Source organism: Paenibacillus sp. EZ-K15 (assembly GCF_002573715.1).
GTDB lineage: Bacteria > Bacillota > Bacilli > Paenibacillales > Paenibacillaceae > Paenibacillus_AQ.
In genome coordinates this window covers 127384-151148 of record NZ_PDHM01000008.1, presented here as the reverse complement: position 1 = coordinate 151148, position 23765 = coordinate 127384, and the positions used below count along the sequence as shown (strand labels likewise).

The window sequence follows — 23765 nt, the reverse complement described above, 5'->3', positions numbered from 1 at the left end:
TAACTCCTTTCGTCCATTCCTACTTTCAGGTCCTTGCGATGTAAACCGAGTGTATACAACAATGTCATCCGGCAACAAGAAACAAAAATAAAAACGACTAACCATTTTCGCCTGGGCCTCCTCATAGAAAGCGAATCAGGGTTCATTCCAGGCGGACGGAACGCCTTAACAGCGGGTTCGTTCTCAATCAAAAAAGGCAGCGATGCATGATCGCCGCCTTAACCGTTTTCTACTACTGAATCATTTTCTCCACGCTGCTGTGCCTTCCGGTTATTCCGGTATTCGCCCGGGGTAACTCCAGCCGTCCTCTTGAAAACGCGGGTAAACGAAATGGCGTGGGCGTATCCGACCCGCTCTGCAATCTCCTGCACGGAATAGTCCGTTTCCGTCAGCAGCCGCTTCGCTTCCTTCATTCGAATATCGATCAGGAAATCAACGAACCTTTGTCCGGTGTTTTCCTTAAACAATTTACTTACATATTTGGCGCTCAGCTGATACTGTTCCCCCAGCATTTCAAGGGAAAGATCCGGATTGGCATAATCGCGCTCGATTAAGCTGCATATGTTTCTGATCATATTGGAGTATTGGTTTCCATCCTGAATCTGTTTCATCTGTTCATAATGATCCGTCAGCACTTGTTTGATTTCCTGTCTCAGCTGCTCCAAGGAGTAAGAATTGTCTACCTTTACTGTCAGCTTCGGCAATCCCTCCTGTATCCACTTGTTGTAAATTTCCTTGCCCAGTCCCGACATTTCGCGGCCGATATAATAGATCATGTAATTCATTAAGCTGAATATTTCATCATTGGTCAGGAAGCTGTTCTTCAGCTGTTCAAACCATTGATCGTAATCATCGCTCCAATGCTCTTTCAGCATTCTGAAGGACTGGATAATCGAGCGAATTTCTCCCAAATGCGTATAAACCTCGACGATGCCATGGCTCGAAATATCCTCGCTGCGGATCAGCCGGTTTTCACCGAGCACGATTTTATACTTTAAGGCTTGCATCGCATCTTTAAAAGATTGCGGAATATCGCCAATTTGATCTGTGGATCCGCCTATGCCAATCGTAATCGTAAATTTCAAGTTTTGGTGCGTCCATGCGAGGATTTGTTCTGCAACCGGGACCAGTACGGCCTCCTCGAACTTGTCCTGACCCTGTTCTTCAAACAGCATAATGGACAGATTGGAAGGTGAAGTCCATTCCGACCACAGCCGGCAGTCCTTTTTCGAAGCGATCTCATCCACGACCGTCCGCAGGGTGAATTTAAGCAGATCTTGATCGGCTTTGGAATAGTCCCGGCAGAAATCGCCATACTTATCGATTTCAAGGATGAGGATACGATATCGATCGAGCGGCAGCGGCAAATTCAGCCGAACCGCTTCCGATTTCCATTCGGAAATAGACAGATGCGAATCCCCTTCGATCAACTGGCGGAACATATACCGGGTCCTGACATGGAGGTCCTCCCTGTATTTCTCCTGATATTCCTTGGATTGTTCCAGTATGTTGTCAAAGGCGGATTCAATAAAAGCAAATTCATCCGGCTTCCCCTTCCACCGACCTCCTCTCACCACTGGAAGCGAATAGCTGCTGAATCGGGCGGCAATTGCCTCAATTGGCTTGGAGTTGCGCCTGGAAACATAAATCATCCATAGGAAGCCGATGGCAATCATGCCAAGACCGATGATAAACCAAAGGTTATACAAATAAGAGATAGCGCTTACAAAACTGTTGTTCAACAAACCGCTGCCATATTTCCAATTCGTATAGCTTGATACATACTGGGAATTGACTTGGGATGGCGGACGATCCATCGAGGTGCCGAACAAATGATTTCCGGAAGCATCCTGAACCTGAATGAAACTCATCTTGGAATCCAGCATCTCTTGGGTAAGCTTGTTCAAGGATTCCGCGCTCACATTGACGACAATCATGCCAAAGTCGTTTTTCATATAAGGCGATCCTCTGACCAGGCTGACCACCTGTTTGCCGCCTTTCATTTTAAATTGTTCAAAGTTTCTCGCGCCTGTCCATTTCGGCGTTTTCGATACTTGATATTGCTCAATAAATTCATGGTCCGGATATGTACTTATGTATCCATTCGTCGCATCGCTGAGCACATAGCCGTCAGAATTCCTCACCAGATAAATCGAATCAATCAAGGGATAATAATTAATGATCTCCTTGAGCTTCTTAACAGCTTGGATATTGATATATGGATCGCTCACGGCAGAAGATTCAAAAAAATCGTTCAAAGCCTTACTATTGATGCTCTCAAGAACGATCATATTGTCGATCACCTTCAGGGACGTATCCACCATGCGCATCGCTTGCAAGGAAAGCGATTTATTGGCGTTAAGGGCCTCCCGGCGACTCTGTTCGCTGAACAGCTGAAAGAAAACAAAAAATATAAAGGTAATCACAATAACAAAAATGGGCATATAGGAGAGCAATAGACGCTTGTACCAGGATCTCTGCATGATCAACCCTCCCACGTATTTGCATAAATTTTTTACTATTATAACTTAAAAAGCACCTCTTGGGTTATAGTTCTTCGTAGCCATTTGCTCGATGAGGCTAGACCGCAAACTCCGTACAACCATAGACAACGAATGAAAATATTAAAACCAAGGGATACAAATCCCTTGGTTGAATGTCTGCTGTAAATCCTAGTATGCTGTATTGAATATTTTATAGCAGTGGGTTCTCGTGTTTCGCTTTCAGAATCGACCAGCGCCGCTCCACTTCTTTTTCAAATTCGCCAAGCATTACTTTGTTTTCTTCCTTGAGCAGATGTCTTGATTTGCCCATATATTTCAGCCAGTCGCTGAGCGGTACCTGTTTTTTCTTCGCTTCAGGATCGTACGTAATGTTCGTTTCTCCTTGCTCCACTTCATACAGTGGGAAGAAGTTTGAATTCACGGCCGCGCGGACGATGTTCTCCCCATCCTTGTCGCTCGATTTCCAGTTCAGCGGGCATGTGATCAGCAGTTTGCCGTAGACAGTACCTACATTCTGAGCGTACCACTGCGCTTTTGCCGCCTTTTTCACAAGATCCTGCGGGAATGCTTCCGTCCCCGTGAATACATACGGAATATGTGCCGCCGCCATCATTTGTACCGTATCTTTGTGATGGAACGCTTTGCCCTGCTGCTGTTTGCCGACACCCGACGTACTGGTCATGTGTCCTAATGGTGTAGAATACGAAAGCTGTGCACCGGTGTTCATATAGCCTTCATTATCATATTCCAGAATGATCAGATTATGGCCCCGCAGCGCCGTCCCGATGGCCGAACCCATCCCGATGTCCATGCCGCCGTCGCCGGTCACCATCACAAAAGTGAAATCCTCAGGAACTTCGATTTCCCCGCGGCGTTTCTTCTCAAGGAACGCTTCTACCGTGCCGGATAAAGTAGCCGGTCCGTTCTGGAACAAATTATGAATGAAGCTCTGCTTATGCGAGTTATACGGATAACCCGTTGTTGTGATATAAGCGCAGCCGGTATGGAATAAAGTAACGACATTGCCTTCAATCCCTTTGAAAAAGAGCTCCAGCGCCGGGAAAATACCGCAGCCCGGGCAGGCTCCGTGACCGGAAGCAAACCGTTTCGGTTTCGCGGCAAGCGCCCGCATCGGCGGTACTTTAACGGATAGTTTACTTGTCTCTTCATCCACCTTTACGGTGATCAGGCCAGATTTAAAGCTGTCTCCATTCATCGGGGCAATGACCGGCTGCAGCCTTTGCTGCTCAGCTCCCGGTGTTTGGCCGTAATAATCAAACGGCACTTTGGCATAACCGAGCTCCATGGCCTCGATCGTCAAGGCAAAAAAAGCTTCCGCGTCATCCGCGTAATAGTCTTTCCCGCCAAGACCAAATATGCGGGACAGCACAATAGGCTGCGGACCCCGGATTTCCTGCAGGGCCGCTTTGACCTCATGGGTCAGATTGGCTCCGTGTGCACCGTAAGAATCGGCACGTTCGCCAACCAGTAGTGCTTTGACACCTGTCAACGCCTCGCGGATTTCTCTTGCCGGGAACGGCCGGAGAATATTCGGGCTGATTATGCCCGCTTTTATTCCTTTCGCCCGCAGCCGATCCACGACGTCTTTGGAGGATTCGGCCGCCGAATTGAGCAGGAATAAAGCCACCTCCGCGTCTTCCATTCGGTACAGATCAAGCGGCGAATAGGATCTTCCGGATAAAGCTGCGTATTCCTCTGCCACTTCCTTGAACACCTCTCCCGCACGATACATGGCGTTTGACTGTTGGAAGTGGTTGTTCATCAAATCGTCGCCGTTCATATAAGCCCCAACAACGATCGGGTTGTTCTCGTCCAGCACATGTGGATATTCAGGCGCCTTTTCCCCTACAAACTCCTGAACGGTTTCCCGGTTCGTAAATATTTGTACCCGGCGTTTCTGGTGCGAAGTGAAAAATCCGTCGTAAGCTACAATGACCGGCAGGCGTACGTCTTCATGTTCCGCGATACGCAGCGCCATGATATTCATGTCATAAACTGCCTGCGGTGAACGTGCGGTCAAAATCACCCAGCCGGTATTCAGACCGTAGTAAAGATCCGAATGGTCACCACGAATATCCAGCGGTCCGCTGACTGCACGCGTCACCAAATTCATGACCATCGGGAAACGTGTGCCCGCCTGCACAGGAAGCTGTTCGATCATATACAGGAAACCATTCGCGCTGGTAGCATTGAATACCCGTGCTCCGGCTGCGGCCGCACCGTAGCAAATCCCCGCCGATCCATGTTCGCCGTCAGCTGGAATCAGCTTGATGTCATGTTCGCCGCGTGTACGCATCATGTCAAGATATTGGGCGATTTCCGTAGATGGCGTAATCGGAAAATAACCCATAATGTGATAGTTAATCTGGGCAGCCGCCATGGCAGCCATTTCGTTGCCCGATTCGAAGACTGCCGTTTGAGCGGCCGCCAGCTTTTTCTCCGTTGTTTCTTGAATTTGCATATTCATGATCTGACTCCCTCCGCAGTTAAATAGGGAAATGATTGCGGCACACGGTGCTGCTCCGCATAATACGGCTCTTCTAACATGGCAGCTAAAGCGGTGGTCGGGCAAGCTTCGATACACTTCAGGCAGCCTTTGCAATACTGATAATCGATACCTTTCATAAACATCTGCATATTCCCGCGCTTATCCGGTTTCTTCTCCCACACGATGCAGAAATCCGGACATACCGTATCGCAGGCGGCACAGTTAATGCAGTCCTCTATCTTATACTCTGGCAAATATCCCTGCCGGGAGCCGCTAAGATCCTTCAGGACACTGTTCGCCGTAACATTCAGAATCCCGCCCAGCTCCTGCGTTTCATATCCAAGAATCGGCTGCGGTCTTGCGAAAGCGATTTTGTCTATAAGATCTGAGCCATTTCCCAAGGAAAGGAACTGGACTTCGTTATATCCTCTGTCAAAAGTCCGCAAATTCGCTTCCACGAGGTGGGGCAGCTTTTTCTCAAACGTTGTGCGGATCACCTGCCGCATATCGTCCGGGTTTAGGAAGCTGCAAATCCGGAACAAAGCCCCCAGCATTGCCGTATTCACTTTGGTTTTTTCCTCAACGGAAATTTTCAGCGCATCAACTACGGTCAGCGTTCCCTGCGTCATGTTCAGATCAACGGCCACTTCGGAAAGGCCTCGCGCCGTATTCACAAGCACCGTTCCATCAGTCTGTAATCCGCTTACGACATCTACCGTCTTATACAATGCTTCATGAAATACACCAACGACATGCGGCTGCTCAATGGGACTGTGATCGCGGATTTCCACCTCGGAATCGCAGAACCTTACGAAACTCTTCACTGGCGACCCTTTTTTCTCCGAACCATAGCTGGAAAAATTCGAACCGTTAAGTCCGGAGCCGGTGACCCCGGCTTCGGCCAGCATTTTTCCGGCCAGATTGGCGCCAAGCCCGCCGATGGATTCGAGACGGATCTCGAAAAATCCCAGTTCATTCTTTTGAGGTAAAATCGACATGTTCTCTCCTCATTTCTTCTTAGGTCATTAATTCCAGTTTAAAAGAAGAAACGGACCAGGTTTGTGATTAAACTCACTACTTAAGAAATTGTGATTCCAATCACTATGTCGGTTGTGTGAGCGAAGTATACTGTCTTCAACAGTCCAATTGCAAGGCAATCTTATACTGACTTTAACGACAGTGAATTCACGAAACCGGGAGGAGAAAATAATGAATAACAACGCCCAAGAGACCTTAAAGCATCAGCCGTCCATGTTCTGCTTTCAATGTCAGGAAGCATCCAAAGGAACAGGCTGCACCATTGTCGGAGTATGCGGCAAACCGCATGATGTGGCAAACCTACAGGATTTGTTGATTTATCTGCTGAAAGGTATCTCTTTTCTCAGTCTGGATGTCCGGCTGCCGGAGGTGCTTGAACAGCGCGTATCGCTGTTTATGATGGACTCCTTGTTTGCAACGATTACGAACGCCAACTTTGACCGCGAGGTTTTTGTGGGAAGAATCCGGGAAGCGATAGAGCTCCGCGGCGAGGTGCGCACCTATTATAACGAACAATATCCGGAAGGAACCGCCAATCTCCCTGATGCCGCCGTCTGGCATGCGGATAACGAAGTTTCTTTTGATGAAAAAGCACGTACGGTTGGTGTCCTCTCGACTCGCAATGAAGACATCCGATCGCTGCGCGAATTGATTACTTACGGCTTGAAGGGGATGGCTGCTTATACGTACCACGCGCTTCATCTCGAGAAGGATGATAACGAACTAAACCGTTTTATGCGCCGTGCACTTGCCGCCACGCTTGACGACAGCCTTGAAGTGCAGGATCTGGTAGCTTTGACGATGGAAACCGGTAAATACGGCGTAAACGCAATGGCGATGCTTGATGAAGCGAACACCTCGGTTTACGGAAATCCGGAAATTACGAAGGTAAATATCGGGGTAAGAAACCGGCCCGGCATTCTCATCAGCGGCCATGATCTGAAGGATTTGGAGGAGCTGCTGAAGCAGACGGAAGGAACCGGCGTGGACGTGTACACGCACAGTGAAATGCTGCCTGCCCACTATTATCCGGCATTCAAGAAATATGATCATTTTGTAGGCAATTACGGGAATGCGTGGTGGAAGCAGAATAGCGAATTCGCAGCCTTTAACGGACCGATATTAATGACGACCAACTGTATCGTTCCGCCAAAAGACAGTTATAAGGACCGTATATATACAACAGGCAACACTGGGTTTCCGGGTGTCCGCCATATTCCAGAAGGAAAAGACGGTGCTCCCAAAGACTTCTCGCTACTAATCGAGCAAGCGAAAGGATGCCCAGCTCCAACGGAACTTGAAACGGGTGAGATCATCGGCGGTTTCGCTCATGCCGCTGTGATGAACGTGGCCGATCAAGTCGTCGATGCCGTGAAATCCGGGGCGATCCGCCGCTTCTTCGTCATGGCCGGCTGCGATGGACGGATGAAATCCCGCAACTATTACACCGATTTTGCGGCTGAACTTCCAACAGACACGGTCATTCTAACTGCAGGCTGTGCCAAATACAAATACAATAAACTGGATCTAGGCGAAATCGGCGGCATTCCGCGGGTCCTGGACGCTGGTCAATGCAATGATTCTTACTCCCTAGTCGTGATTGCATTGAAGCTGAAGGAAGTATTCGGCCTTGAGGATATTAATGATTTGCCGATTTCCTATAACATTGCCTGGTATGAGCAAAAAGCGGTTATCGTGCTGCTTGCCCTGCTATATCTTGGCGTTAAAAATATTCATCTGGGCCCTACGCTCCCTGCATTCCTGTCGCCTAACGTTGCCAAAGTCCTCGTGGAAAACTTCGGTATCGGCGGCATTACCACTGTGGAAGATGACATGAAAATGTTCCTTGGTGCCTAAAAAAAGAATGCCCTACGTAAAAGAAATGTTAGTGTTTCCTAGATGGCGTATCCATCAGATAACACCATATTCAAAACACCCCCCAATCAAATCATTTGATTGGGGGGGTGGGGTTGTTTCATTGAACAATCCGGGGAAGTTTTAGAACTTATTATTGGATGATCGAAAATACATATCATATATTGTGTAATAATATGTGTCCGACATTTTTAGGTGGTGCCGCAGAGTTCACTTCTCAGCTACTTTTTGATCCATCGCATTTACACTGGTAAAAGCCATTTCTAATACACCCTTTCTATTCAATTTGTTTCTATAACATAGAATCCAGATTCTAGTATGTTTTCAGTTAATGCATAGAACAAAATCGAGTAAATATCCACCTTACACATCAAAGCATGATCCAACTGTTTATTGGTTAATCGGAAAAGTCCTTATGTTCTTGTCAGAAACGGAATTATCATCAAATTCTTTTCAAATGATAATGATAGAAGTTGATGACATAAAACAAAAAAAGCCGCTGCTACGCGGCTTTTAAGCATATACGTTCTTGTCATCCGACATCTTTCGTATTAAATTTTTCCTGCGCTCTATTGAATAATGAAGCATTCACCTTTTTCCCGCGATAATTCACTAAAAAAATGCTTACACCTACTAGTAACAGCCCTGCGACAAGGCGGTAAGTTAGTGGTTCATCTAAAAACACCGTACTGTTGAATACTGCAATGATCGGTACAAGAAACGTGAATGTCCCGACTTTGCTTGCCTCTCCCGCATTAATAAGTTTGTAGTAAATGATATAAGCCAGTGGAATGCCAAAAGTGGAGGCGTATCCGAGCCCCAAAAGGTATTTGCTATTCCATTCAATATCTGACCAGTTTTCAAAAATTGTTCCCGTACCTAAGAGAATAGCTCCACCAATAATAAACTGCAGAGCAACCATCCAGTATGCATCTACTTCCTTGCTCACCTTCTTCACATAAACCACACCAAGGGCCCAGCTAAATGCCATAAGCAACCCTAAGATTACACCAATGGTTGATACATGGACGGTTAATCCGTCTACACTGACAATTACAATTCCCAAAAATCCAATAATCAACCCCATGATTTTCAACGGAGACATGTTCTCTCCAAGCCAAATCCAAGCAAACAATCCAAGTATAACGGGCTGAAAATAGACAAGCACGGAAAACAATCCTCCTGGCAAATACATAAGCCCTATTGTCTGTAACCCGAAAAAGAGAATCGTATTAAAGAATGCTGAAATACAATATTTCGCCCAATTCTCGCGCCATTTAATCCTGTTCCTTATTTTATAGATAAGAGCTGAAAGGATAAGTCCCCCAATCAATGCACGCATGCCCGCAAATAATAACGGGGGCGTATAAGGGACAGCCACTTTATAGATCGGATAACTTCCACCCCAAATAAAGACTAGTAATAGTAATGCCCACGTCGATTTTGAAAAGACTTTCCCCAATTGCCTATCCTCCCTTCAATTAATGAATAGTGAATTAAGACTTTGTCCATTCTCCAACAAATTCAGCTTCATTATAAGAATAGTAATTTTTCAGAATCTCCTCACGATGATCAGAGAACAGCTGGTCTGCCACAGCTGAAACGAGTCTAGGTATCCCATATCTCATTCCTGGAAGCGAAGAGGCTGAGATACCACAGCTAACTAGAGCTGAATAGTTAAAAGCGAAAAGCCCATATAGAAGCTTTGCATCCGTTTTGTCCCGGGATGTGAAAGTAAAGCCAGGGCCAAGGTAAGGATACGCATCGAGCTTGGGGCTGGCGATCTCAGCAGGTGCATGATAATAGTCGCCCCAACGTGCAATATGGCGTTCGAAAAGCTTTAGCTCTGGACGTAAAGAATGATCCGTCATTAGACCAGTGGAAATGATTAAAAAATCAAAAGTGAAATTACCTTGTGGAGTAGTGACAACAGCCTTATCAGCTTCAACCTGTACGTCAAGCCATGGTGCACCTAAGTGGAGTGTAAAGCCGGGATGTGAGGCTGCACGTTCAAAGGTGTCATTTGTAGGAGGTTGATGTTCTAAGTAATGGGCCATAACGGAATACTTATCAGCATCAGATAGAACATGAAAACGTTCAATTATACCTGCAGCCCCCATTTTTCGAATGGGGTTAATACGTGGTATCTCCGTGCGGCGAACAAACACATGAGCCGAACCCACGTCTTCAGTTAATGCATAATTGGCATTATCAAAAGCCGAGGCTCCACCGCCCAAAATGCCCACCTTCTTGCCTTTTAGGGCCTTAAAGTCACTGTCTTCTGAAGTGTGTGCATAGAGGTGACGAGGTAATGTTTCGGAAATCATAGGTGGTACGTGCCATTCCCCGCTGCCTTTAATACCAGTGGCTAAGATAACCTTCCGGGCCAGCAATGTACGAGAAGATGCTCCCGCTCCTTCTATATGCAATCGATAAACACCTTCCCCTGCAGGCTCAATAAGCTTCACCTTTACCTCATTAACAACAGGTAAATGAAGAACCTTTCGATACCAACGCAGATAGTTCATCCAATCGTTCCGTGGAATCTTATCGACGTTCTCCCAACTTTGCGGTCCAAATTGCGCTTCCCACCAGGAGCGAAAAGTCAGAGAAGGCACTCCAAGATCAATGGATGTCAAATGTTTAGCCGTACGCAATGTCATCATACGAGCGTACGTTACCCAAGGCCCTTCATATCCTTCAACATTTTCATCGATGATCAGGATATTAGATATTCTTTCACGCAAAAGCCCAAAGCCCACACCTAAACCACACTGGCCGCCTCCTATAATCACTACATCGTAGACATGCCCCTCAGGATGGTAAGCCCGGCATACCCAGTCCTCTCCCCCAAATGCAAGATAAGAAAGATCCCTTTTTACTTGTTCATTCAAAGCTTCTAAACTCATAATTTTTCATTCCTTTCAATATATGGCTTATTATCTTCTGAACTAATCGTTAAGTTATTCTTTACTTTATCTGAATGGTGGCTTTTTCTTGCACCGTCTTATGAGCAGCATTGATGTGATTACAACAATTTTCATTAAAACTTTCTGAAATCATCTACATTGCCTCACATCCTTAATTTTACAATTAATATACACTACCCCCCTATAGTATGTAAAGGGTTGATTATAAAAATTTAACAAACTTTTCAAGGCTATCCATTAAACGAAGGAATTTCTTTGGTTAGGATTAAATAGCGCCCGCCTACCGGATTCACCAGTTCCAGCAACGTATCGCTCCACTTGTTTTGTTCGGCACCAGCATGTTTGTACCCGTCTTTAGCATCCTCCCGCCCACGTGCTCCGCGAAGGCCGGGAGCTTACTCGCCAGCCGGCGCCGATTCTACAGGCGCGATGTACCGTTAAAGGACAAGCCTTTTTCCCTCTTAGATTTCATCCATTATCGTTTTATAAAAAATAAAAACCCGTTGGAATTGATCATCAACGGGTTTTAAAAATTCAATTTTTTAACATATAGATCAACTGATTTTTGGAGTTATTTATTTTCATCATCTGGTTTGCTCATGACTAACATTGCAATTTTCTGAGTTGTAAATGAAAACATAGATTGGAATGCTTTCTTGCTTATGATTCGGACAATTATATTGGTTAACTGATTGTTTTAAAGCTAAATGGTAAATTTCAACGGAACTTAAGGAGCCATTTTTCTTCTGGGCGTATTTAAAAGCCATGTCAGGAAAACTCAAATCCCTCATTTTTTCGATATCGTCCCAGCGAGGAACACTAGTTTCTTGACTTCTCTTCCCTGCTATACTCAACCACGCCTTAAAGAAATTGTCGCTAAACTTAGTCACTATTTTTTCGAGTACCCAGAATAAACTGTTTGGATGGATACCTCCCGATACACTTATTTGATGTCTGACAATTTGGTCTGCAAAGTACTCCAAAAGATCCCTTATAATTAATGGTGATCTATAAAAAGAGTTATTCTCCATCGTTCTGCACAGATTATCACCGTAGAAATATTCTTCCTTTAGGAGAGACGTTCTCCAAAAAACATAAGCGTGTGATGTTATGTTTTATCCTCTTCGTAGTTATGAATCATTGTGGGTACAATTTAATCGTAAAGTATAAATCCTGCTTTATTATTAATGATTCCTTACAAGAAACTTACAGTTGAATGAGTGAGAGAAAACCATTCAACTCCAGGCGCTCTGCATGATGTGATAGTAACCGCGTTCTGACAAATGTTAAGTCCGAGTGTATACAACGTCACTCTCAGCCTTCTGTCTCGTTTTTGAACGTGATAATCTCAAAGAAACGGTCGCTACTGCTGCGGCTACTGCGACTCCTACCGCGATGAGTGGATAAATGGTTGTACTTCCTGGGCTCACATTCCGGCTTGACCGGCATCGGGTCCATATAAAGAGTATGGGAGCATAAAGACGTTCTGAGGATTGGCATCTGCGTGAAGCGCCGAAACTCCGATTTGAACGCGCATTCCATCAACATTAGCGGACATCAAGTATATGTTCTGAAATACCTAATGACCGCTAATCTAAATTAGTGGTCATTAATATATTTTAGAAACCCTAAATTGACTTTCGATTAAAATAAACGTAAATTAAAATGTAGGAGATATTTGGAAGGAGCAATTTTAATGCCAGCTAGCCTGTAATGGTCCATTTTATTGAATAGTGCAGAAAAAAATTCTATTTAAGACCAAGGGATTCGTCTGCCTATTTTGACCATTATGGGAACGCAAGGTTGTCATTATCTTGAACCGAAGCGGAACCCCCTAGGGTTATTCCGCTTTTTTTTGTTTTTTTCTAAATCTGTCTCCGATGCAACCAAACACTTGCGTTCCTTCTAATTCGTAACAAAGAAATAGGAGGAAATAAAAATATGAGTAATATTCAAATGAACCATAATGAAACTAGCCTAAAATTAAAACGGTATATGCATGCTTTAGCAAGTCGAGGTTATTTTAATGGTGCTATTTTGGTCGCTCAACATGGTCGTTTATTATTAAACGAAGGCTATGGTATGGCAAACATCGAACATGATGTTCCGAATTCACGGAATACAAAATTTCGTATCGGTTCACTCACGAAGGCTTTTACTGCAATGGCAATATTACAACTTCAAGAACAGGGGAAGCTGAATGTTCATGATTACATTGGTCAATACCTGGAAGATTATCCAAACGGACATCTAATTTCATTACATCATTTATTATCTCATTCTTCCGGTATTCCAGATTATCCGGGTTTCCCTGGATACTGGGAAAAAACACAGAGGCTTTATTCAACACTTGAAGAGACCATTCAGATGATAAAGGATAAGCCTTTGGAATTTACGCCGGGGGAAGAACATAGGTATTGCAGCTCTTCTTATATTTTACTGAGCGCAATTATTGAAAAAGTATCCGGAATTTCCTACGGAGAATATATCAAAGAAAGAATTTGTCGGCCTTTACACTTGGAAAATACAGGTATTGAGGACTGTAGGACGTTTGTTAAAGACCTTGCTTCTGGGTATTCCGTATGCAAAGAAATAATTCATACTGAATATGTAGATATGACTCTTCACCTTGGTGCCGGTTCAATGTATTCTACGGTTGAAGAACTATACTTGTGGGATCGTGCCCTTTACACCGATACTTTGGTCAGCAAAGATTCTCTGAAGATCCTCTTTGACCAATACACTACGTACTGTGGAAGTTATGGCTGGGTTGTTGATGAACAAAACATTAATAATCAACCAAGGAAGCGTATTGGACATTTTGGAAGCATGAACGGTTTTTGGTCTGATTTCAACCGATATGTTAACGATGACCTTGTTATTATCGTACTGAGTAATTTTGATTTAACGCCTGTTCAACGTATTAGCCAGTGCTTAGCTGAGATAGCATTAGGGGGAGAATTGCAAGAACTAGCGACAACAAACCCTATACACATTAACGAATCTATAATGAAACAACTTGAGGGTATCTATGAGTATGGAGACATCACAGAGCAGGGTCAGTACTTTGAGCGAAATATGAAAGATGCTTTGGTTCAATTAATCCATATGGATGTTCCTAAAATATCAATTGGTGCATTCTATAAGGTGTTTCAAGAGTATGGAATTAATCCTAACTCGACAATCATAGTAACCTATGAAGATTGCAAATTGTATTTATTTATGCGGAAGAATCATGGCGCATGGTTTAAGTATGAAATTTACCCGGTATCAGATCAAGCGACTTCAATAACATGTGTAGCAAAGGATATTGATGAGAGGGTGGTTTTCAATATAAAACCAAGTGGTGGGGTTCGAATGGCTCATTTTGATGTATATGGTAATGATACTATAGCTTATAAAACTCAGTAACCGTTCGGAGATCCCTAGATGTTACACAAAAATCTTGCTAGGCTTTGCGGATAAATCAGGTATTATGCCAAAACCACCATAAATTTTATTTGAAACAAAAGCTTGCCAATAGTCGGCAAGCTTTTGTTCTTTAACCCAGGAATATGTTATTGAGTAATGGACAGCGGAAAGCCCCCTATACGAGTGCAAGTAATTAAAAACGCATCTTGATCTTAATAGGCTGCTGAAGCATCAGCAGCCTATTATCCGCTTAGCGTATATTTTCGTTAAAATGTTGGCGGAACCCCTATATCTATCCAAGCCGTAAGAAATGCATACAACTACGATTAAGATCGAAAACCACCATACACTCATTTGTTAATTATTCAGGAAAAGAAGGAATAATATATTTTGTATGGAATTATATTACAATGGAACCAAATAATCATAAAGGATGTGAGTGTTTATGAAGAAAAAAAGTCTACTATCATCTATTTTATCATGCGTATTAATCTTTTCTGTTTTTACTTCAATAGTATCGGCAGAAGAATCTACTGCACAAGAACCACAATGGTCAGAGGAAATTGTAGTTGCTTCACCTGAAGGTCAACCAAATGCTAGAATTGAATTTATTGATGAGACCAAACTTAATGAAACTACCCCTTTTGCTGGAGACAGACGTGTCTATAGATCTTCATTCTCTGAAGTAGCAAAAAATACTATCTCACGATATAATGTTGGGCCAAGAGAAAAAGATATATTTTTAATTAGTGTTCCTAAGGGAGTAAAAAAAACAATCTCTGATTCTAAAACTGTTAGTGCGAGCGTTCAATACTCTGGATCTGTTTCAGCAAAAATCAGATCATTAATTAACATTGAATTAACTGGCGGTGCTGAAGGATCATTTTCAAATACTTGGTCAAAAACCATAGAGTATACTGGCCCAGAAGGTAATTACACTACACGAGATTATTACGGTGCAGTTAATTATGATGAATATAGTACTATTGTAAAAACTTATGATGTCTATGACGAATATTTAGGTAGCGTATATCTTGGAAGAGTTAATGATTTGGTTTCAACACAAACAATAGCTGGAACAAAAAGACCTAAAGCCGTAGAATACTATAGAGATTTTAACAATTAATAACTCAACTTTCGCAGGCTCTCACAGAACTATAGTGTTCATACGAATCCTGTCATTCAGCCAGTTACGGTATCATTCCGAGAGCCCAATGGACATATTGGGCTCTCTTTTCCGTCCTCTTTATAGCGCCTCATCAACATGGCCACTTTCTGATGGCAACGCAAGCAGTGGCCAATGTTACTGATTCTGACCGAACTGCTTGACGGTCCCAAGAGCTCTGCGGATGGTAACTCATGCCCTTTCAAATTAAATAAGCCGCTTCCACTCAACAAGAAAATCCTTTCACGTCTCGCTATTTTTCAATTTTCATATCAATGTAACACCTTAATTCTTACCGCCATAGCCCTTATACGTAGCGTAAACTGCATCTGCATATTGATCTGCCAGAATAGGACGGCCATAAGAATCCGTAGCTCCCGGATACCAGTTATCTCCACCGTTGTAGTGTAATAATCCGTTGTAGATATTTCCAAACTTCGTAATCTTCTCATTTAAAATCAACGCGCCCAGATATACCTGATCTTGTTCACTACTATGATTATACGCACGGCCAAATTTTGAGCTGAATTGAGATAAATACGCATTGCGTGTGTTTGGTTCTACCTGCATCAATCCGTCGCCGGCCGATGGACTACCTGGTAAACCTGCTCCAAAGCTGCTTTCCTTTTTGATAACAGCACTTAGCAATAAAGCAAAATCTCCGCCTTTCCCATAGGCATTGTCCGCATTCATGACATATGTCCATATATGGCTTGGAACCTCGGCAGGCTTTGTTACTGTAGGAGATGGTGAACCCGTATAAATCTTGACCGATGACATTTTGTCATTGATCGTGTTGCCAACCCAGGAAGAATCTGAAGTAAAGGTCCACTTGGTTCCTCCAAAATTATCATTCTCATATACTTCAACCGTCCAACCGCTTGGAACCTTAAGAGACGACATCCAATCATTCGGAATTCCGTTTGCGTTCAACTGAGACAGTGTATAATTGCCTATCCCGAGTGTCACTGCTTTTCCTCCATAGTTTATATCTGCATAGAATGTTACTCCATTCGTTGTTGGTGGCGTAGTTCCGCCGCTACCGCCTTTCTGCCATAAAGCAGGAACATTGGACGGTTCCCAACCTACGAGAGAAGTATGTGCCTGAAGACAAGTGTAAGTGCTTCCACTATAGGTTACTGTGTCATTTACTGCATATGCGGTATCTGGAGCCCATGCTCCTCTAGCGGCTGCGTTTACTGATGGTAAGGCTGCACAGAATGTGGATAGAAATACTGCTAAAACTACCAAAAGTGATAAGGGCTTAAAAGGAAACCTTTTATTAGTCATTTTCAAACCTCCTTGTTTTTTTATTTATCTGTAGCGCTCCCATGAGACATGCCACAGGTTTAAATGTGCTATTATCTTACTTTATTTACTTTTTTTAAATTAATTCCACGTTTTTTTAATCAGATTATTACAATTCAAACAATACAAAGGCATGAAAATAATTCCGATAGGGCATAAGTTCTACCTTGTTGGAATTTTTGGTTATAATGTAAATTGTATATACTCGTAAAAACCTACTATATAGGCTGAACGAACGCTATCTTGCTGTCCTTCATCATCTAGAAGGCCGTACGAACCGAGAAATCGCAAGGATGATAAAGCGCAAGGAGAAAACCATCAGTGGCTATATTCGAAGTTACCATGAAGGCGGTATCAATGCGCTGGCGCTTGGCCACTCCCCCGGAAAGCCGCATAGATTAAGCGATGAACAGGAACAAATATTAGCTGAAACCATCGCCACTAAGCGACCAGTTGACGTGGGCATCGAGGCCAAATATACCTGGACGCTAAAGCTGGCTATGCTCTTTGTTGAACGTGAATTCCGGAAAATGTTTACAGAGAGAGGGATGTCCAAATTGCTTCATCGGTTGGGGTTTAGTTACACGAAAGCCACGTACACACTGGAATCAGCTGATCCAGATGAACAAGAAACCTTTCGCAACAAAACCTTCCCTGCACTAAAAAAAAGCTTATAGACAACCAAATCGATCACTTGCTGTTCGAGGATGAGTCTATGATTCGTGCCTATCGGATCTTTCCCCGTACCTGCGCCGGATCTTCCGCTTCTTCCTGGAACTTCAACTCGAACAACTTCTGATCCAGTTCACGCATCAGCAATTTTTTGAAATTGCCCATGTACAGTTCCTGTTTTTCTCTGTCCACGGCTGCTCTTCCATTGCGGCAATGTCATCGATCAGCCTTTTCCCCTGCTCGGTTGTCAGCTGCCCGGGGTCAGCTCTATGCTGGGCTTCTGCACGGCAATGAAGACATTTCAGTGCACACGCCCGAGTCACTTCCCAGATCACAATGAATGGATATTTGGCATAGTCGTGTGGCTTCATCTGAGGCATCATCATCCATTCTCCTCCTCATACACAATTCATTAAGCGTAGAGTAGTTGGATGGTCATAAAAGTGAGATGAATCACATCTTTGCACGAATAGAAAGCAAAAAAAGCCTTCTCATGGAAGACTCTTTTTAACCATTTGTTTCTACCGTCTGGATAATCTATTTATTCGTTGAACTCCCGGCATAATCCGCCAGCTTATCACTCCATACTGTATGGAAGTGAGCCTCATCTGCATTCCCGCTGCTCTACCCCGCTTTATTTAAGATGATTGGCAGCGTGATTTGTAGCGAAAAGATATCCTTTTCCTGAGATACCGTCAACGTTCCGTTGTGCTGCTGTATCATTTTCTGACAACTAACGAGCCCGATTTCGTTGCTATCTTTCTTTTTGCCGACACGTTTAATCTTATTCTCTACAACAAGAAAGACCCATTGCTGCTTCAAGTAGACCCTGATCTGAACGGGCTCTGATGGTTCGGCGTATTTTCGAATATTTGAAAATATGTTATCGAATACACGGCGAATGGCGACCAGATTGATTTCCAGCAGAAATTTCTCGTGATTAGAATTGGCCTGAATCTGAACATCGATATCATCCAAAACGACCAGTTGTTCATCAATGAGTTGATCGATAAGCGCTCTGCCCTCATAGATTTCAAATTCCACTTCCTCTTCTTCCGCAGCAGAGGATACCGTAAAATATTCGAATAGTTTGTCCGACAGTACCTTGATCTGATAAGCTTTCTCCCTGCTGTTATGAATATACTGCAATAAATCCTCCTGCGTCTTATATTTGTTGAGTTCTATAATGTCCATATATCCCAACAGAATCGTAAGCGGGGTACGGAGGTCATGGGAAATTGCCGTGATCAATTCACGATTGGCTATCCTCACCCTCTCCTCGCTGCCGAGCCGCTCAATAAATGATTTTCTCATCTCATCAATACTTTGGGCCAAAGACGACAGTTCATCCTTTCCCGATATCGTAATCGAATAATCCAAATTTCCACCTTCGAGTATCTTAATCTCTTGTTCAAGCCTGCCAATATATGATGTTTTCCTGTTAATAATGAGTAGAAAGGAAACAATGAACACAACAGCCGCGACGAAAACACCAATAATCAGAATGAGGGTATAATATTGATACTCATAAAAGCCGACCAGATATATCTGGGCATCCTGATCCGCGAAACTAATCGTCTTGATGGGTATTTTCGATGGTACCAATTGGGTTAAAAGCTCTTCATTGATGGCAGAATCAATCCCGGTATTGGAGGAATAGATCAATTTATCTTTTGCAAAAATATACAGATTTAAGTATCGTTCCTCACTTACCCATGCGGACAATCGCTCATGATCAGAGGTTGACACGTTCTGGCTATTCACAAATGTTTCGAATCGATCAAGCGCATCTTGCTGCCTGTTCTCTACAAATGTGGATTTGCTTAAGTAATTATCCAGTACTGTCTCACCAACAACTTGTAAAATAACGAGTGTACTTATGGATATGACTAAAGAAATCATAACCGCCAGCACCAATTTGATCTTCAGCTTTTTCCCCATTAGCAATCTATTCAATTTTGTACCCCTTCCCCCAAACGGTCTTCACATATTTAGGGTTCTGTGGGTCGTCCTCCAGCTTGCTTCTCAAATTGCGAATGTGAACCATAACCGTGTTATTGCACGTATAAAAGTAGGGCTGCCCCCAGACACTCTCATATATGTTTTCCGCCGAAAATACCTTTCGCCGTTTCTTCGCTAGCAACAACAAGATCTGGTATTCAATTTCGGTTAAAGCCACTTCCTTCTCCCCAACAAAAACAGTCTTGGAATCCTGATGGACCGTAAGATCCTCCATGATGATTTGGTCCGCTTCTTCCCTCTTCTCCTTGCCACGATACACATAATACCTTCGAAGCAATGCCTTTACCCTTGCAACGAGTTCTGTATAGGAAAAGGGTTTGGACAAAAAATCATCACTCCCGGAGGAGAAGGCCAATTGTTTGTCCGAATCCTGCGTTTTAGCTGTGAGAAACAGGATCGGAGCACTTGTTTTTTCACGAATCTCCAGACACGCCTTCAGCCCCGATTTATTCGGCATCATCATATCCAAGATAATGAGATCCGTCTCTTCATTCACTTTATCAATTGCGTCCTGACCATCTACCGCTTCAATGACTTCATAATTCTCGCTCTCTAACAAAATCTTTACAATTTCACGAATCTCACTGTTGTCGTCAGCAATTAAAATTTGCTTGCTCATCCGATCCCTCCGTCCAATTTCAGTATAATATGCGTTAGCAGCCACTACCAGCAGATACAATCGACTTAAGAATTCTTCAGAAGTTATGTAGGTGACTCTTCATTTTTTCGTTTTATACTGTAATCAGTAAAGGTCATAACGCAAAGGAGTCATCAGCTATGCCACAACTTTCGAGAAAAACAGTCATGAAAATACTGTTGGGTCTGTTAACGATTTTGTCCATTGGTTTACTGGTCTATTATTCTCCTGCCATTATTAAAATCATGTCGTCCATGGACAATTTCAGAGCGTATATTCATTCAACGGGACATTGGGGTCCGGTCATGTTTATTTTATTCCAGATACTTCAGATCGTGGTTGCGCCTATTCCGGGAGAAGTAGTACAGGTTGCAGGCGGATATATCTATGGGGTTACGCTTGGGTCATTCTATACTACAGTAGGCTTGGTATTGGGCTCAGCGATTGCTTTTTATTTCACTCGTTTTATCGGTCGCAATTTTATTGCGCGATTGCTGCAAAAGAAAGACTATAAGTGGATGTCGTTTATTCATGATGAGAAGAAGTTCTCTGCCTTTTTGTTTATCTTTTTCGTGATTCCCGGTTTGCCGAAAGACATGCTCGTATTTGTTGCCGCTCTTACATCCATGAGTTCTTTAAGATTCTTCACGATACTTCTGGTTGGTCGTCTGCCATGGATTATTGCCTCTGCCGCGGTAGGGTCCACAATTCATATGCAACAATACAGCATCGCCATTATCATATCCGTCATTGCCGTTATTGGTTTCGTACTCGGATATATCTATAAAGATAAATTGATGAACTTGTTCTCCAAAGTGGAGAAATCGAAAGGGACAAGTCCTTCTGCCAAACCCAAGGCAATCCCCAGCTTAGCAAAGAGTAGAGATTTGGTAACAAAAAAAGGATAATACAAGATATACAAGAAACCATCCCTGCTCAGAATATAATTGGAGGTATGACTCATGCAAACACTTGAAACGAAATTTTACCGCAACCGACGCGCCAGGATTATTGGAGTACACAGCCAATCCGAGAGTGAACTGCTTTCTGGATCATAAGGTCTCGACTTTGGAGGACGCTGTAAAAGAGATTGAGAAACGCAGCAGTGAAGACGCGTATATCGCGGTCTGCCTGAAAGAGAGCAACGAGCAGACCAGAAATGATCGTTTGATCACATTGAACAACTAGGGACCATCCAAAAAAACACGGCGACCTCTCCCCTGATTGAATTCAGGGAAAAGGTCGCCGTTTATATTAATATCTCGTTTTATTGTCTAGCTACCCCAATATTGCTTCGCAAGCTTCTGGCCTTGATCAATCTTCGCCCATTGCTCGGCTTCGCTTAGTTCGTTACCGCCATCGCAGGATGCAAAGCCGCATTGATGCGAGAATTTCTCGGCGGCCCGCCAGAACCGCCTTTGTTGCCTACTGCTCGTTTATTACCAGTGGGAGCACCGCCACGATTACCAATGGCATATTTGTTCCCTTTAGGGGCTCCGCGTTTAGTAACGGTACCTTTCGATTCATTGGTAACGTTACTTTTCAAATCGGCAGCCCACTTGTCCTGGGACTTCCACTTTCGTACCTGTGTCTCCCCAATAGAAAGAGCGGCGGCGATGTCTTTTAACTTCATCGTTCCTCCGCTCACCAGCCACATCTGCTTTGCCTTGTCCCGCTCAGGACTTCTCTCTCTGGCCATGCTACACCATCACCACCCCCAACAAAAAAAGGACGGCCGCTTGAGGGTCGTCACTTCAAAACATGGCTATTTTATTTCAATTTCAATTTGTCTATCCAATTCTTCTTTGATCTTCATAGCAGAATTGACTGCTTGCATAATCAAAAATTCTATATGTGTGTAAGAGAGCTCTTCTGGATCATAATTCCACTTGCCTGGATGATCAGGGTCAATATATACGTAGTATATTAATTCATGGAATACCGATGTCTGATTTATGAAGTCATTAATAAGAGGACTATATTTTTTTAGAAAAACCTCATTTACTCTAATACTCCGAGTAATTGCTCCTCCATCTTCTTGGATCTGGTCAGATATCCGAAGCAACTCTTCTTTGCCAATTTTTTGATTCTCACACCGCTTCACACTAACAAGTAAAGTGCCCAATCCTCTCGCAATCGCATACAATCCATGTTGTGTTTCCTGAATTTTTTCAATAACAACTTTCTTTCTTATCAATATTTTTTCAGATCGATGACTTAATTTATAAGTCAATGTACCTCCGATCAATACACCTGCTACACCGACAAGCCCTGACACTAATGCCCCTAAAATTGCATCATTCAAAGAGACTCACCCAACTTTTAAAATTCCACCAACGTGGTTTTTCTCTTGCCACAAGCTCTCCTTACCTTAATTGAGTTAGTTTATCTTTCTCACTCAATAACAGAACTCTGTACTCATTAACACAACATTCAAAACTCTTCACTTTCGAATCGAGTTTTGATCTTCGTTTTAAATTTTTTTCCGCTTGGAGTAAGAAAATAAATGTTAGTATTTAAGTGTTTTACCCCATTACTTATGCAGAAGGATTTTACCGAACTATAACTAAAAGAATGTTCATACAACTCTCCTGGTCTAATAGACTTATTCACTAGATGGGTTCCATGCACAAAAGCCATTTTTCTCTTTTTAATAAAGATAGTGCACTCTGATAAATAAATAGGCACTATTCCTATATTAACAATTCGACATTTTATAAAGCTTGGTTCTCGTGAGATAGTTAACACTCCGTCGACCTCATAACTCCAATCAACCTGAACAAATGCTCGCGGATTCGACTCTCTCCTTGCCAAATACAATGCCACTACAACCGCTCCAATAGTTCCAATAGCAGACAACCAATCTGCAATATTTCCAAGTTCATACTTTACCATTGTCGCCTCCTTCGACATAATATTTCGACAATAGGAACTATTTCCCTTTTCAATTATTTGAGTTGATTTGTTTCGAAAAATTAATCACGATTAATTGGAGCACACGACAAAGCTATGCTCCATTCCTGCTGTTTCCTATTTCGTCAATTTAAGTGCTAAAGAAAAAGCACCCGAAGGTGCATTAAATTTGATTCATCTTTCGAAAGTCCTTTATTCTATTAGCATGATCAGTGTAAATCGCTCTAAATCTGTTCTCAAATTCATTTAGCCGGTTTTCATCTATTTTACTTAATTCAGTTGTGTTACAGTAAATCTGAAACTCTAAACCTAGGCTTCTAAAGTCATGAAATGTAACAGACAGGTTCTCAATTTGTTTTTCGAAATTAAAAAAAGTTTTGATACTGCCAAAGGCGGTCAAAGTAGCTCCTAAAACTATTACAATATTATGGCTACTAAATGGCAGTCCTTCAACCCCAGAGACTATAGTTATTAATGCAGAAATCAAGACAGCTGTTATGTTTAATATTCTGGATTTATTAAATGCGCTATTTAATGATTTTGCTGCCCCCAGTGTCTCATGTCTAATCCGGCCTTCCAGTTCTTGAACCATTCTTTCCTTATCCATAATTCTCCTCCCCGACATCAATATTCGACATCGAGTAGGTTTTCCCTGTTTCTACGTGTTTAGGAACTTTTCTTTTTGAGTTGAGTTGGTTTCTAATATGGATGCACGACAAATAGGAGCATGCGCCAACGCTATGTCTAATTTCTTCCTCTATTCGTCCGTAATCGATCACGG

Annotated in this window: 18 protein-coding genes and 2 pseudogenes; 6 read left to right on the top strand and 14 right to left on the bottom strand. The window is 43.0% G+C overall.

The window, feature by feature from the left end; translation table 11 throughout:
• Positions 1–218: 218 nt before the first annotated feature.
• From CRG97_RS05275 to CRG97_RS05265, 3 genes are all read right to left on the bottom strand, one after another.
• A complete protein-coding gene (locus CRG97_RS05275) occupies positions 219–2483 on the bottom strand; it encodes a helix-turn-helix domain-containing protein (protein WP_098742084.1) in 2265 nt (754 codons plus the stop codon).
• A 211-nt stretch (positions 2484–2694) separates the two neighbouring features.
• The gene (locus CRG97_RS05270; RefSeq protein ID WP_098742083.1) at positions 2695–4992 is read right to left on the bottom strand and encodes a thiamine pyrophosphate-dependent enzyme; all 2298 of its coding nucleotides are present in this window, start codon (positions 4990–4992) and stop codon (positions 2695–2697) included.
• Positions 4989–6011, bottom strand: coding sequence for a 2-oxoacid:acceptor oxidoreductase family protein (locus tag CRG97_RS05265; protein ID WP_098742082.1), 1023 nt, complete (start codon positions 6009–6011; stop codon positions 4989–4991). The genes CRG97_RS05270 and CRG97_RS05265 overlap by 4 nt, the downstream gene beginning before the upstream one ends.
• Positions 6012–6222: 211 nt before the next feature.
• Between CRG97_RS05265 and hcp the strand changes: the two genes are divergently transcribed.
• Positions 6223–7908, top strand: coding sequence for a hydroxylamine reductase (hcp, locus tag CRG97_RS05260; RefSeq protein ID WP_098742081.1), 1686 nt, complete (start codon positions 6223–6225; stop codon positions 7906–7908).
• Positions 7909–8458: 550 nt separating this feature from the next.
• Here the strand turns inward: hcp and CRG97_RS05255 are convergent.
• Together CRG97_RS05255 and CRG97_RS05250 are read right to left on the bottom strand one after the other, a co-directional pair.
• Positions 8459–9388, bottom strand: coding sequence for a DMT family transporter (locus tag CRG97_RS05255; RefSeq protein ID WP_098742080.1), 930 nt, complete (start codon positions 9386–9388; stop codon positions 8459–8461).
• A gap of 34 nt (positions 9389–9422) precedes the next feature.
• A complete protein-coding gene (locus CRG97_RS05250; RefSeq protein WP_098742079.1) occupies positions 9423–10835 on the bottom strand; it encodes an NAD(P)-binding domain-containing protein in 1413 nt (470 codons plus the stop codon).
• Positions 10836–12797: 1962 nt separating this feature from the next.
• Between CRG97_RS05250 and CRG97_RS05240 the strand changes: the two genes are divergently transcribed.
• On the top strand, positions 12798–14267 hold the full coding sequence (locus tag CRG97_RS05240) for a serine hydrolase domain-containing protein (protein WP_098742077.1): 1470 nt from the start codon (positions 12798–12800) through the stop codon (positions 14265–14267).
• A gap of 445 nt (positions 14268–14712) precedes the next feature.
• Positions 14713–15393 (top strand): hypothetical protein, encoded by a 681-nt coding sequence (locus CRG97_RS05235; RefSeq protein ID WP_098742076.1) that lies wholly within the window; start codon positions 14713–14715, stop codon positions 15391–15393.
• A 324-nt stretch (positions 15394–15717) separates the two neighbouring features.
• On the opposite strand, the gene CRG97_RS05230 is transcribed toward CRG97_RS05235, so the two are convergent.
• Positions 15718–16722, bottom strand: a complete 1005-nt coding sequence (locus CRG97_RS05230; RefSeq protein ID WP_098742075.1) for a carbohydrate-binding protein — start codon at positions 16720–16722, stop codon at positions 15718–15720.
• A 311-nt stretch (positions 16723–17033) separates the two neighbouring features.
• Here CRG97_RS05230 and CRG97_RS05225 point away from each other — a divergent pair, with 311 nt between their 5' ends.
• The gene (locus tag CRG97_RS05225; protein WP_098742074.1) at positions 17034–17417 is read left to right on the top strand and encodes a winged helix-turn-helix domain-containing protein; all 384 of its coding nucleotides are present in this window, start codon (positions 17034–17036) and stop codon (positions 17415–17417) included.
• A 67-nt stretch (positions 17418–17484) separates the two neighbouring features.
• Here the strand turns inward: CRG97_RS05225 and CRG97_RS32865 are convergent.
• From CRG97_RS32865 to CRG97_RS05210, 4 genes and pseudogenes are all read right to left on the bottom strand, one after another.
• Positions 17485–17604 (bottom strand): annotated as a pseudogene (locus tag CRG97_RS32865) (DUF4317 family protein); the annotation flags it as partial.
• A gap of 8 nt (positions 17605–17612) precedes the next feature.
• Positions 17613–17795 (bottom strand): annotated as a pseudogene (locus CRG97_RS33510) (radical SAM/SPASM domain-containing protein); the annotation flags it as partial.
• A 241-nt stretch (positions 17796–18036) separates the two neighbouring features.
• Positions 18037–19368, bottom strand: coding sequence for a HAMP domain-containing sensor histidine kinase (locus CRG97_RS05215; protein WP_153047482.1), 1332 nt, complete (start codon positions 19366–19368; stop codon positions 18037–18039).
• Positions 19361–20053, bottom strand: coding sequence for a response regulator transcription factor (locus CRG97_RS05210; protein WP_098742072.1), 693 nt, complete (start codon positions 20051–20053; stop codon positions 19361–19363). Before CRG97_RS05210 ends, CRG97_RS05215 begins: the two co-directional genes overlap by 8 nt.
• Positions 20054–20211: 158 nt before the next feature.
• On the opposite strand from CRG97_RS05210, the gene CRG97_RS05205 reads away from it, so the two are divergent.
• Both CRG97_RS05205 and CRG97_RS05200 read left to right on the top strand, forming a co-directional pair.
• Positions 20212–20979 (top strand): TVP38/TMEM64 family protein, encoded by a 768-nt coding sequence (locus tag CRG97_RS05205; RefSeq protein WP_098742071.1) that lies wholly within the window; start codon positions 20212–20214, stop codon positions 20977–20979.
• Positions 20980–21043: 64 nt separating this feature from the next.
• A complete protein-coding gene (locus tag CRG97_RS05200) occupies positions 21044–21259 on the top strand; it encodes a GNAT family N-acetyltransferase (protein WP_098742070.1) in 216 nt (71 codons plus the stop codon).
• A gap of 154 nt (positions 21260–21413) precedes the next feature.
• Here CRG97_RS05200 and CRG97_RS05195 read toward each other — a convergent pair whose 3' ends face one another.
• The 4 genes from CRG97_RS05195 to CRG97_RS05180 form a co-directional block, all read right to left on the bottom strand.
• Positions 21414–21770, bottom strand: a complete 357-nt coding sequence (locus CRG97_RS05195) for a phage terminase small subunit-related protein (protein ID WP_098742069.1) — start codon at positions 21768–21770, stop codon at positions 21414–21416.
• A gap of 66 nt (positions 21771–21836) precedes the next feature.
• The gene (locus CRG97_RS05190; protein ID WP_098742068.1) at positions 21837–22376 is read right to left on the bottom strand and encodes a hypothetical protein; all 540 of its coding nucleotides are present in this window, start codon (positions 22374–22376) and stop codon (positions 21837–21839) included.
• A 128-nt stretch (positions 22377–22504) separates the two neighbouring features.
• A complete protein-coding gene (locus tag CRG97_RS05185) occupies positions 22505–22966 on the bottom strand; it encodes a hypothetical protein (RefSeq protein ID WP_098742067.1) in 462 nt (153 codons plus the stop codon).
• Between the two features lie 181 nt (positions 22967–23147).
• A complete protein-coding gene (locus CRG97_RS05180) occupies positions 23148–23591 on the bottom strand; it encodes a hypothetical protein (protein ID WP_098742066.1) in 444 nt (147 codons plus the stop codon).
• Positions 23592–23765 lie beyond the last annotated feature (174 nt).

What these genes read in the sequence shown, in the direction of transcription:
- CRG97_RS05250 (WP_098742079.1), bottom strand. Translation starts at nt 10,835, where the DNA reads ATGAGTTTAGAAGCTTTGAATGAACAAGTAAAAAGGGATCTTTCTTAT.
- hcp (WP_098742081.1), top strand. Translation starts at nt 6,223, where the DNA reads ATGAATAACAACGCCCAAGAGACCTTAAAGCATCAGCCGTCCATGTTC.
- CRG97_RS05230 (WP_098742075.1), bottom strand. Translation starts at nt 16,722, where the DNA reads ATGACTAATAAAAGGTTTCCTTTTAAGCCCTTATCACTTTTGGTAGTT.
- CRG97_RS05265 (WP_098742082.1), bottom strand. Translation starts at nt 6,011, where the DNA reads ATGTCGATTTTACCTCAAAAGAATGAACTGGGATTTTTCGAGATCCGT.
- CRG97_RS05225 (WP_098742074.1), top strand. Translation starts at nt 17,034, where the DNA reads ATGATAAAGCGCAAGGAGAAAACCATCAGTGGCTATATTCGAAGTTAC.
- CRG97_RS05275 (WP_098742084.1), bottom strand. Translation starts at nt 2,483, where the DNA reads ATGCAGAGATCCTGGTACAAGCGTCTATTGCTCTCCTATATGCCCATT.
- CRG97_RS05180 (WP_098742066.1), bottom strand. Translation starts at nt 23,591, where the DNA reads ATGGATAAGGAAAGAATGGTTCAAGAACTGGAAGGCCGGATTAGACAT.
- CRG97_RS05240 (WP_098742077.1), top strand. Translation starts at nt 12,798, where the DNA reads ATGAGTAATATTCAAATGAACCATAATGAAACTAGCCTAAAATTAAAA.
- CRG97_RS05195 (WP_098742069.1), bottom strand. Translation starts at nt 21,770, where the DNA reads ATGGCCAGAGAGAGAAGTCCTGAGCGGGACAAGGCAAAGCAGATGTGG.
- CRG97_RS05270 (WP_098742083.1), bottom strand. Translation starts at nt 4,992, where the DNA reads ATGAATATGCAAATTCAAGAAACAACGGAGAAAAAGCTGGCGGCCGCT.
- CRG97_RS05205 (WP_098742071.1), top strand. Translation starts at nt 20,212, where the DNA reads ATGCCACAACTTTCGAGAAAAACAGTCATGAAAATACTGTTGGGTCTG.
- CRG97_RS05210 (WP_098742072.1), bottom strand. Translation starts at nt 20,053, where the DNA reads ATGAGCAAGCAAATTTTAATTGCTGACGACAACAGTGAGATTCGTGAA.
- CRG97_RS05235 (WP_098742076.1), top strand. Translation starts at nt 14,713, where the DNA reads ATGAAGAAAAAAAGTCTACTATCATCTATTTTATCATGCGTATTAATC.
- CRG97_RS05185 (WP_098742067.1), bottom strand. Translation starts at nt 22,966, where the DNA reads ATGGTAAAGTATGAACTTGGAAATATTGCAGATTGGTTGTCTGCTATT.